Source organism: Psychrobacter sp. TAE2020 (assembly GCF_018919485.1).
Lineage (GTDB): Bacteria > Pseudomonadota > Gammaproteobacteria > Pseudomonadales > Moraxellaceae > Psychrobacter.
Genome location: NZ_JAHLMU010000001.1, coordinates 1,223,286 through 1,234,361 on the forward strand (window position 1 = coordinate 1,223,286; position 11,076 = coordinate 1,234,361).

The following is an 11,076-nucleotide window of genomic DNA, read 5'->3' on the forward strand; positions in this document are numbered from 1 at the left end:
TTTGTAGGCTGGGTTTTTAACCCAGCATTTCAATTTTACTAAGTTTCAAGCTGGGTTAAAAACCCAGCCTACGCTAATAATTTTAGACAGTTGAACGCGGGGTCTATTGCTATAAATATCGATACAAATGACAGTACTCAAAGTAATAGTAATTTACGCATTTATCAAACGCCAGTGCAGCACTTACCAGCAGACTTGTACGTGCCGCCGCAAGCGTTTGCCATTTGGCTAGAGCAGTTTGCCGGACCGCTAGACTTTTTACTTTATCTAGTCAAAAAGAACAACGTCGATCTTACTCAGATGCCGATATTGCCTATCACTGAGCAGTATTTGGCTTATATCAGCGAGCTGGATACCGATCATTTTGAATTGGCTGGTGACTATCTACTGATGGCATCGACCCTAATTGCTATTAAGTCTGAGCTGTTATTACCTCAGCGGCAAAACCCAACTGATGAGCGTGACCCAAAAGCTGAGCTGATAGAACGCCTAGAAGCTTATGCGCAAATTAAAGAGGCTAGCCAGCGCTTAGACACCTTAGTACGTCTTGAGCGTGACGTATTCTTAGCACTAGTTAGCATGCCCAATCAAGATATTATGCAAGCTGAACTACCGAGCTACTCACCCAATTTATTGATCGAAAGCTTGTTTAAGATGCAATTGCAGGCTAACTATCAACTGCAAACGCATACGGTAAAAGTAGATACTGTACCTTTGGCTGAGCGTATTGCCAGCATCAGTCGCCAGCTTAGTACTAATGGAGTGCATTGTTTTTATCAGCTGCTAGATAGCTCGCAAGGCAGAATCGGGGTAGTGGTTAGCTTTGTAGCAGTACTAGAGTTAATTAAACGTCAATTGGTCGGGGTTGTCAAAGCAGATAGTGCTATTAATAATGAAGAAAACAGTGAAGGCGATCATCAAACTAACAAGTTAACTTTGCAATGGTTAGCTTAGGCTGGTTTTTTTAATTTTTAACTTTTAACTTTTAACTTTTAACTTTTAACTTTTAACTTTTAATTTTTAATAATAAAAATGCTAAAGCTTAACATAATGCTTTAGCAACTTACACCATTGGTGGATTATGCTGCGCTAGTGGTAGTACCCTTTTAAACTGTTGCAAAAATTTTAACCCACTCTTTAGAGCAGTATGCTAATGACCAACCTTGATAACCCTAAAGATCACTCTAAAAACAACTACCCTAAAAATAACTATAAAGACAATAATCCTGATAAACACCAAAGTATCAGTCTAGATATCGAAGTACTGCTGCATGCCTCCGAAGCGCCGCTAACGGCTAGTAGTATTAAACAGTATTTGTCTCTATCCACTAAAGAGCTGCAACTGGCTTTAGAGATATTACAACAGCGTTTAGATAACGGGGTGTTAACTCTTACTGAGACTGCCAGCGGCTATCGATTACAAGTAGCAGACCAGTACAGCGCTTTAATCCAGCAAGTGTTCCCGCAGCGTCAACAGCGCCTTAGCCAAGCCTTGCTAGAGACTCTAAGCGTCATTGCTTATAAGCAGCCAGTGACTCGTAGTGACATTGAGTACGTACGTGGAGTGACTTTATCTAGTAGTATTTTAAGACAGCTGTTCGATAAAGGTTGGATAATTGAGGAAGGTTATAAAGACACTTTAGGTCGCCCTGCGCTATTGCATACTACCGCGCAGTTCTTAGATGCTTTTGGGCTGACAGATTTAGAGCAGCTACCCCCTATGCCGGATTTAGTAGCAGTTGGTTCAGTGTCCAACTAAGCGTTTAACAGCTAATAGTATTGCCATAAAAATACGGTTATAAAAAAGGGTCTATTGATAATTCAATAGACCCTTCTTATGTACAGATATCTTTAATAAAAAACCATTTAGCCTACTGATGTTAAAACTATATAATTAATAATTACAAATATGCGCTTATAACTATCAATTTAAAATTAGTAGGTTTTTAACTGTAAGCCTATACCAGCACCAATCTCAGTCGACTGGGTATCTGAATCAACGGCCCATAGTCTAGTACTAATCGTCGTCAATGGCTGTAGCTGATGTTCCCAAGAGACATCAATAGCGGTTAGCTTGTCGGTAGTTGGGAAAGCTTGGTTAATGGCCTCATTAGCTTGGTTTACTTTAGCATGCTGTAATTTGGCATTGATAAAATTACGCTCATCCAACCATAGTTTACCACCGACTGAAATACTCTCAGCATCACCACCTAATGAATGACCAAGCGGATAGCCTTGCTGATAATAGCCATCAGTATAAATACTATGATCGTAAGATATACCTCTAGATTTGCCGCCAGTACGAGTATCTGCATATTCAGCATAAAGCTGATAGGGCTTACCATAAGCAGCTGAAGCGTAGTCGACACCCGCTAAATACATATTTTTAGCAGGCAGTGCGCCGGCTTCATCTTCGCCTACTAGCTGCGCATAGACCCCAGCAGGGACATTAATCAGAGGCGCTAAGCTCAAACGCGCATCAAAGCCAGCCAGTTGATTGGCAGGATCGCCATTCTCATTGCCGCCATTATCTTTAGTACCTAAAACGGCATCGGTAAAAGATCTAAAATTCTGTGGTCGACCTTCACCGCCCCACATAAAGGTACGCGAAGCCCCTACTTCTAGCCAAGGCCAAGGACTAGCGGTAAGACGTGCGCCGAATAACTTGGTATCGGGTATAGCGTTGTAATCCTCCAGCTGACCGGCGAACAGCTGATACTGCCAAGGGCCTACCCAAGATAAATACGGCGAGACTGGCGCTGCTTGCTGATCACGCTGCATAGTAATACCAGTAACGGGGATGCTAGCATCACCTCTAATCAGGCTGCCATCAGTACCCGGTCCCCACCATGCTGGAATTTTGCCCGCTACTAGCCACTGATTGGCCAGCTTACCGGCGACATACGAGCCTTCAAAGCTAATATCAGAGCCGTCTTCAATGAGCTTGTCATTCTTTAGATTGGCTTGCAGATTGAACTCTAGATTGTCTTCGCTAAGCCCTACAGAGCCACTGATCTGCTGCCCAGCCAACTGGTTATCAGCAAAATTCTGTGGCAACTGCTGACGATTGGCCTGTAAATACAGTCCTACATGGGCATGGACTATCGAATTAGGGTTTTGCTTAAGTTTGGTAGCTACTGACTGTAATAGCTGCTGTTGCGCAGGCGTTGTCGCCTTAGCCGTACTCAAACCACGTTTGATTTCATTGGCAGTCAATGGCCAAGTGCTAGTACTAATCTGCGTCACGCCTTGGCTATTAAGCCAGTCAATATCAGCCTTTAGCCGCAGATCATTCATATATAGGTTTTGCGCGGATGCCGTTGTCGATAAGATAGAAACTATCGATACTACACCGGCCGTTAATACCGTAACTAACTTTTTATTCATAAGGGTCTGCTTCTATAGCAATGTTTAATAATGGCTGTATTTTTATAAACTACTAGAGTTAAAAAACCCAGCAGTATTTGATAGGTTTTTTATTAATATAGGTTTTTATTAACAATATATACCACTATTATACAGCAGTTACTACTGGCTAGAAGCATTGATATTAGTGAACACAGTATCAATAGCCGCTACGGTCTGCTCAATCTCAGCGCTAGTCAAGGTTGGATGTACTAAGAACATCAAGCTAGTCTCGCCCAATTGTTTAGCGATAGGCAACCTAGTTTCAGGACGCAGTCCGGTATTATCAAAGGCTTTCTCTAAATAGACCTCAGAAGCCGACCCTGAGAAACAAGGCACCTTAAGCGCATTAATCTCAGCGATAATACGATCGCGTGACCAGTCTGCAGGCAAGTTGTCCAACTGTACGTAGACATAGAGCTTATAGTAGCCATGAGTCGAGTCAGTGAAAGCTGGCGCATGCTCTAATCTAGGGACTGATAAATACCCCTTGGCTTGCCATTTATCACATTCATCTAGTATGGCGTGGGCGTTTGCCGTACGCTTGGCCGTCCACTCGCTCATGCGGGTGAGCTGAATACGGCCAATCACCGCTTGCATCTCTGTCATGCGCCAGTTAGTACCGAAGCTCTCATGTAGCCAGCGATAGCCTGGGGGATGGTCAGTCTCATAGACAGCGGCATAGCTCTTGCCATGATCTTTATAAGCCCACATCTTCCGCCATAGCTGCTCATCATTGGTAGTAACCATACCGCCTTCACCGCCCGTAGTCATAATCTTATCTTGGCAAAAGCTCCAAGCACTGATATGACCGATACTGCCGATGCTACGCCCTTTGTAGCGAGTGCCATGGGCTTGGGCGCAGTCCTCTATGACATACAGATTATGCTGCTCTGCAAGCGCCATGATGGCGTCCATATCACAAGGCCACCCTGCCAAGTGTACACAGACTATAGCTTTAGTCTTGGGAGTAATAACGGCAGCTATAGTCTCAGCGCTGATGTTACCGGTAGTGGCTTCAACATCAGCGAATACTGGAGTAGCACCCGCATTAACCACTGAGGAAATACTAGCGATAAAGGTACGAGGAGTGACCACAACTTCATCACCCGTTGTGATACCTAGGGCTTGCAAGGCGACATCTAATGCTAAAGTACCATTACCTAGAGCGATAGCATAGTTGCTGTCTGTCCAGTCTGCAAATTCTTTTTCAAACTTGCGGCATTCTTGCCCAGTCCAATAATTTACCTTATTGGAGAGTAATACTTGGCTGACCGCATCCGCTTCTTCTTGGGTGAAGCTAGGCCATGGTGAAAATGGGGTATTTAGCATAAGATCCTTAAAGCTCTATTTTGTATCTGCTATTTGATGGCTGATAAACTGGCATTGATTACTAGTTATTAATTATATAACACTATTTGATTAAGGGCCGCGCCGGATTACCAACTACCACTGCTCCAGCTGGCACATCTTTAGTGACTACTGCTCCCATACCAATGATAGCGCCCTTACCGATAACCAATGGCTTAGCAGGTGTCCCTTGTTTGATAACTGCACCCGCACCAATATAGGCATGGTCGTGTATATGAATGTTACCGTTACAGCTGACCCGAGGGGCAAAAGTTACGTAATCACCGATAACGCAGTCATGCTCAACATAGCTATACAAGTTAGCATGGAAGCATTTACCAATAGTCACGTTAGATGCTATGGTGACAAAAGGACTAAGCGCAGCACCTTGGTCAATGTTGGTACTATCCATAATCAAAGTTGTTGAGCCTTGCACTGTCCATAGCGATATACTATCGTGCTCAAGCTTATCAACAAGCTGTTGACGTATCTTGCTATTAGCGATAGCAACTAACACGAATTTATGTTCTTCCTTTAAACTCTTAAAGCTATCATAGTTCATTGCAACATGACCATTAACGACAGCATTATCGACCAATGCATCATCAATAAATACAATTTGGCTGTCACTCGCTACTCGCTTTAATTGCTCAGCAGCTATAGGCATAAGGCTACGTCCACAACCTGCGGCACCGTACACTGCAAACACTTCACTCATAGCCATTTTCTAATATAGCAGCCTTTGATCCGGTAAACTTACTCATAGTGGCTTCACCCTCAGCACTAATATCGTTTTTTACTAATACTTTTTTAACAGTCTTGAACAGTATCTTGATGTCTAACCATAATGATTGATTATCTACATACCAAGTATCTAACTCAAACTTCTTATCCCAACCAATAGCGTTGCGACCATTGACTTGTGCATAGCCAGTAATACCAGGACGTACATCATGGCGACGATTTTGTTGCTCATTATATAAGGGTAAATACTCCATTAATAACGGACGAGGACCGACTAAACTCATATCCCCTTTCACTACGTTCCATAGCTCTGGTAGCTCATCTAAGCTAGTATTGCGTAGTGCTTGCCCAAATGGGGTTAGGCGCTTACTATCTGGTAACGGATTACCGTCTGTATCTATAGCATCCTTCATGGAGCGAAATTTAATCATCTCAAATGGAACGCCATGCTTGCCCGGACGAGTCTGACGGAATAGAACAGGTGAGCCAAGACTTTTATTCACTTTATAGGCGGTAATAGCGTATACCGGAGATAGTACTACTAGAGCAGCTGTAGCAGCAGTTATATCAAAGAGGCGTTTTATCATTTATAGCCCTAAAATGTTTAGTAATCGTTTATTTACTTTATCAGCATCAAATTTCTCTTGCGCTATCTTATAACTTTCGTAACCCATTTTTTGGATTTCTTCTGGATTCTCGATAAAAAATATCATTTTTTCAGCTAAAGCTTGCGGATTCCACTTCTCTACTAAGAAACCATTTACACCATCAGCTACTGTTTCGCGACATCCTGGAACATCAGTCGTAATTATTGCTCGTCCTATCGCCATTGCCTCTTGGGTGCTACGTGGCACACCTTCACGATAGGACGGGAGTACAAAAATATGACTTTTAGCAATCCAATCCTGAACATTATTAACATGTCCCGGATAATTTATTATCTCTGATGCTATTAAATTATTTAACTCTGACTTCTGTAGAGCACCTAAGTTTGAATCGTCAATTGCTCCTAAAACTATAAACTGAGTATCAGGAAACATTTCTTTCACTCTCTTCGCGGCTGATACGAAGTCATGAATACCTTTTTCTTTAAGTAAACGACCAATGAATAAAAATTTTATAGGCAGGCTGGTGTTAGTTATATGCTGATAAGAATACTCATTCAAATTTAAACCAATGCCCCCTAAAATAGCTACGTTATCTACTTTTATTGCATATCTGTCTAATAAATCTTTTGGATCATCAGGGTTCAAAAATATAAGCTGATCTAATCGAGGTAGAGATATTTTATAGAGAAAAACCTGCAACTTTCTTATAAGCTGAACTCTTTTAGTTAATACTTTGGGTTGATCAGTAAATGCATAACCCAGTCCTTCTAGCATACCAACTATCTGCGGTACTTTAGCAAGCTTCGCTGCCAAGGTTCCAAAAATAACTGGTTTAGAAAAATATGAGAAAACCAAATCTGGAGCTATTTCTTTAATTATTTTTGATAGATCATAAGTCGCTTTTATATCAGATAAAGGATTAAGGCCACCACGATTTAATTTATAAGTTATAGGTATAGCACCTAACTGCTCAATTTTTGCTAGCTCATTTTCGCTATAATCAGTTGTAAACGCATAAACAATATAATCTCTCTCAACTAAAGATTTTATAAAGTCTTTTCGGAAAGTGTATAAACTTGATGCAATAGTACCTATAATCAAAATCTTCATTCGAGATACCACTCTAAGTTAATAAATAATATTGCAGATATCTCTAAACAAGAGATTAAGATAAAAATTTATTATTAACTTAATAAATAATTTTTTAGTTATTATTGTTTAATAGCTTTACGAATCTCATCAATCATGAGGTTACGTTCAGACTCTATTACATTAACTCCTTCTAATAACTTAGAAGTAATGACTTCATAATTCCTTTCTATTTCCTCAAATAAATAAATCAGATTATCTTCTTTAACCAGTTCAATCGGAATTACAAATTCATTTAAGCCAAAATCAGTCATAATACCTTTAGCTTTATTGCCACCATATCCTATAGCAATACATGGGATAAGGGAGGTCAAAGAAAATATAACAGAGTGAAACCTAGTTCCTAGTAAACAGAAGAACCTAGAATACAAAGCTTTTAAAACATCACAATGTAAGTTTTCATTTATCCATATTATATCATTAGATATAACAAGCAAGTCTCGAATAGCATTCCTATCATCTTCATGAGAGTTAGGGCCTATAGATTGATTACAAACTACAGCTTTATATCCTTTTTTAGTTACATAGGAAGCGAACTCTGCAATAGATTCTATATAGCGCTTATATAGCTCTTCCGTATTTTTATGACCAGGAAACCTCCATGGTCTAACAGTTATTCCAACTATTTTATCACTATTAGTTAGATTATATTTATTCATAATACTGTTTATCTTATCAGTATCGTGAGATGGTCTGAGATAGAAACCTAAGTCAGGTCTAACATTAATCTTTTTATCAATAACTTTGGATATTGCATCGGCAGAGACTTTTTCTCTTGCATATATTAGATCACAATCTGTAAGAACTGATTTTATTTGTTCTTGAACAGTAAGCCCATCAAAAGGTCCAAATGAATTTGGCAGAACTACTACTTTTTTTCCTAATCTTGTTGCAAGTCGCAAATAAAACAGAAAATACCAAATAAGATATGGAGAGAAGAATTCACCATGAGCATGAAGGAAGCCACCTCCTTTTACAAAAACAACATCGCAATCTCTGAATATTTGAATTTTCTCTAGTAAGTTGTTACTAAATAAAACAGATGATAGGAAATTGTTTTTTGAAAAGATAATGACAGAAGAGTTTGTAGTAAAATCTAAAACTCCATTTGTAATCAGTCTAAGATAAGACATTTTAGATTCTTTTACATGATCTTGAGACGCGTGTTGGCCTCTCCTCGGATGCTTAAGTATACCTTTTACTAAATTGTACCCTCTTTCTCGTGTCTGAGAGCATAATAAATCTTTTTCTTCTTTAGTGTCACCACCTTCTAAAATATGAATATCACTAAATAATTTTAAATCTTTTATTAAGCGATAACTTTCCCAAACGAGCGCTTGATCGCCTTTATTTAAATCAGTTACTCCTGGTACTATAATAGCTTTCATATTTTTACAAACCTTATATTTTAATTATATTTTTATGCTCGAGTATATAGTCGTAGAAACTTATCCAAAACTCAGTCCGGCGTTCGGTAAGCTGAGATTTATAATAAGATGAGGCTTTATTGAAGTTATCATTAGCTAACTTAAACATCAAATCCTTATCGTTAACTGTGGTAAAAATATCTTGAGATAAATCAATATGATTACCAGGCTTACTAACTTGTGCTTCATTAAGAAGTTCAGGAATCCCGCCAATAGTACTACCTAATGATGGACAACCCCGACTCATAGCCTCAACTAATGCTCTTGGAAGACCTTCTACTAAACTAGGTTGCAAGTAAACATCAATACTATCCAACCAGTCGTAAATGGGCTTTCCAGATGGCAGTCTTCCTATAAAACGTATATTATTAATGACCTTCAGTTTTTTAGCTAACTCAATATATTTAGTAGGATCACCTGAACCCACGATTTGAAATTCCCAGTTTTTAAGATATGGAGATATATGAGCTAAGGCTTTAATGGCCACATCTATTCCTTTATAATCAGCAGAGTAATGTCCAATTAACCCAAATGTAGTTTTACTAGAATGACTGTTAATTCTAGATAGTCGCTGAGTTAAGACGTCATTGCTCACTTCATTTACCTCCGCATCTGAACAAAATTCTGTTTCTCCATTTTTGCAAGGATATCTTTTCTGAAGAAAATACTCGGTAACATAAATTACAAAAGGAGCATTATAGATTACTTTCTTTGTATTCATCTCCATTATAGGAGCATACAACTTACCTTTTAAACTTCCATAACTCCACAAGGCATCCCAAGCGTTTCCTACTACTTCGATAGCATAAGGTTTATTTTGACGAATAGCTTCTTTTATGAATAAGGTCCCTAACTTACTAGGAAGTCTAGCAATCAAAGCATCGTTTGAAGCTACTAGTTTCTTACATTTCTCTCTAACAAAGTTATTACCCAGAACTTCGTTTTTGAAATTAGATATGTTAGGTAACAATACAAAATCAACTCCGCTTGCTGAAGAAATAGAATATTTATTATGATTATTGGTTATTTTTCCATCATCTCGCCCAACAACAGTCAAGAACTTAAATACGCTTAAGTATCGTTGCCATATATCTGCAGAAAATGATCCGCTACTATAATAAACATTATTATCTACTTTAAACTTATGGTCGTGTACAAACAATACTTTCATTTAATATTAACCTGTTATTAACTTTACAATTATGATGAAAAATACATAGTTATATATAAACACTATCCAGCATAAAACAGTGATCTGAATAATAATATTTAGGATATGTATCATTCCAACTTTACAATGAACTGTCTATACTTTAATAAAGAGTTACTGATCTAATAGAAATATTATAAAATTAATAACTGTTAATTGCATAACTCTAATTTACTCTCTAAGTCTTTAAAACTCTACTTGCTAATTGACTTCATCTTTAACTACTAAAAATGGAATCAATAACTATGCTTTTGAATTTTATTTAATAATCCTGACATAAAAACTAAAATGGATATATATAGTATACCAACAACAACAGTGCCGAAAGTACTTGCAAATGATTGTCGTATATGGTAAAAAAATCCGTAAGCAAATACTATCAAGACAGGCGTTACTGACTTATTACTTATTCTTGAATCTAAATATTTAAAAAACAAGCCTACCATAAAGCCCAGTACGATTACACCAGAGTTTGCAAAGTTAATAAATACTTCAGCAATTAATGAAAAACCATATGGCCCTGATTTATTGTTAATCATTACATTCATTAGCCTATCATCCACAGTACTGGGCAGATTCTCTTTTAATTTAAAAACGCTATTGAACTGTCTATCAAAAGGGGCGAGATATGTTCCTCCTAGGTAGAAATCCATACCCTGGTTAATCCAACTTTTCACTTCATATACTGGACGTAATGATCCACCCATCTCTTGAATTGCAGCGAGAGGATCAATAATTTTATCAACATCTAAACCACCACGGTCAAGAAATTTGTATGACAAAGCAGATAAAAAAGCCAAAGACCCCACTATTAACCTTTTATAGTTTAATTTTATTAACTTCCTCGAAATTAAAATCGCACCTCCAATCGCAAATGGATAAAGTGCTGGCCCTCTTACACCTAAGCTAAATGCAAATAAAGACCATATTAAGAAAGTAATTAAAGCTAACTTTACCCAGCGGGAAGCCAAAAGAGCTAGTAAAAAAGACACATTTATTACGACAGTTAAGTATACGAAAACTATATTAAATACAATACCTCCATCACTATAAAACTCTTTATACTCTTTTATACCTAATATAAAATATATTATAAAAATCCAAAGTACAGATGATATTAACAATATAAAAAAATTAATATTAACAAGATACTTATTTTCAATTTTATACTCTGTATTTACAC

10 protein-coding genes are annotated in these 11,076 nt (G+C 38.0%); 2 read left to right on the forward strand and 8 right to left on the reverse strand.

The genetic code is table 11. The features are described from left to right. The first annotated feature begins 90 nt into the window (after nucleotides 1-90). Nucleotides 91-954 carry a segregation/condensation protein A gene (locus KPY62_RS04855; RefSeq protein ID WP_228730576.1) on the forward strand — a complete coding sequence of 288 codons (864 nt, stop codon included), beginning with the start codon at nucleotides 91-93 and terminating at the stop codon, nucleotides 952-954. A 199-nt stretch (nucleotides 955-1,153) separates the two neighbouring features. After that, nucleotides 1,154-1,759 carry an SMC-Scp complex subunit ScpB gene (gene scpB / locus KPY62_RS04860; RefSeq protein ID WP_216581059.1) on the forward strand — a complete coding sequence of 202 codons (606 nt, stop codon included), beginning with the start codon at nucleotides 1,154-1,156 and terminating at the stop codon, nucleotides 1,757-1,759. A gap of 176 nt (nucleotides 1,760-1,935) precedes the next feature. On the opposite strand, the gene KPY62_RS04865 is transcribed toward scpB, so the two are convergent. The 8 genes from KPY62_RS04865 to wzy all read right to left on the reverse strand — a co-directional run. After that, entirely contained in the window at nucleotides 1,936-3,387 is a 1,452-nt protein-coding gene (locus KPY62_RS04865; RefSeq protein ID WP_216581060.1) for a capsule assembly Wzi family protein, read from the reverse strand. Between the two features lie 141 nt (nucleotides 3,388-3,528). Beyond that, entirely contained in the window at nucleotides 3,529-4,737 is a 1,209-nt protein-coding gene (locus tag KPY62_RS04870) for a DegT/DnrJ/EryC1/StrS family aminotransferase (protein ID WP_216581061.1), read from the reverse strand. An 82-nt stretch (nucleotides 4,738-4,819) separates the two neighbouring features. Then, nucleotides 4,820-5,473, reverse strand: a complete 654-nt coding sequence (locus KPY62_RS04875) for an acetyltransferase (protein ID WP_216581062.1) — start codon at nucleotides 5,471-5,473, stop codon at nucleotides 4,820-4,822. Further along, a complete protein-coding gene (locus KPY62_RS04880; protein WP_216581063.1) occupies nucleotides 5,466-6,086 on the reverse strand; it encodes a sugar transferase in 621 nt (206 codons plus the stop codon). Before KPY62_RS04880 ends, KPY62_RS04875 begins: the two co-directional genes overlap by 8 nt. Continuing rightward, nucleotides 6,087-7,217 carry a glycosyltransferase family 4 protein gene (locus tag KPY62_RS04885; protein ID WP_216581064.1) on the reverse strand — a complete coding sequence of 377 codons (1,131 nt, stop codon included), beginning with the start codon at nucleotides 7,215-7,217 and terminating at the stop codon, nucleotides 6,087-6,089. 101 nt (nucleotides 7,218-7,318) lie between these two features. Beyond that, nucleotides 7,319-8,644, reverse strand: a complete 1,326-nt coding sequence (locus tag KPY62_RS04890; RefSeq protein WP_216581065.1) for a polysaccharide pyruvyl transferase family protein — start codon at nucleotides 8,642-8,644, stop codon at nucleotides 7,319-7,321. A 13-nt stretch (nucleotides 8,645-8,657) separates the two neighbouring features. Further along, the gene (locus KPY62_RS04895; RefSeq protein ID WP_216581066.1) at nucleotides 8,658-9,854 is read right to left on the reverse strand and encodes a glycosyltransferase; all 1,197 of its coding nucleotides are present in this window, start codon (nucleotides 9,852-9,854) and stop codon (nucleotides 8,658-8,660) included. A 275-nt stretch (nucleotides 9,855-10,129) separates the two neighbouring features. Next, on the reverse strand, nucleotides 10,130-11,076 hold a 947-nt coding region (gene wzy, locus KPY62_RS04900; RefSeq protein ID WP_216581067.1), incomplete at its 5' end, for an O-antigen polysaccharide polymerase Wzy.